Annotated in this window: 1 protein-coding gene; it reads left to right on the forward strand. The window is 62.8% G+C overall.

Translation table 11 applies throughout. The features are described 5' to 3' along the window. Positions 1–239 precede the first annotated feature (239 nt). On the forward strand, positions 240–422 hold a 183-nt coding region (locus tag EOD07_RS37225; protein ID WP_127238552.1), incomplete at its 3' end, for a GTPase.

The following is a 422-nucleotide window of genomic DNA, read 5'->3' on the forward strand; positions in this document are numbered from 1 at the left end:
GCGCCATTCGGCGCGCGAGGCGCTCGGCCTTGCCGCCTGGAAGGACGGCAAGTCGGCCGACGCGCTCAAACTGTTCGACCAGATCTCCTCGGACGACGCCGCCCCGCGCAATGTGCGCCAGCGGGCGCAGCTTATGTCCGAGCTGATCCGCGGGTCGGGCAACGCGTCGTGATTGCATGTCGCCCAAAAGTGCGCAGCGGTTTTGGGACAAACGACATGCAAAATGAACGGTAGACTGGATGTCGTTCAAAGTCGCCATCATCGGCCGGCCTAACGTCGGCAAATCGACTCTTTTCAATCGGCTGGTCGGAAAGAAGCTGGCGCTTGTCGACGACACGCCGGGCGTGACGCGCGACCGCCGCGTCCATGCCGCAAAACTCTACGATCTCCATTTCGACGTCATCGACACCGCCGGCTTCGAG

The organism is Mesorhizobium sp. M2C.T.Ca.TU.002.02.1.1 (genome assembly GCF_003997225.1).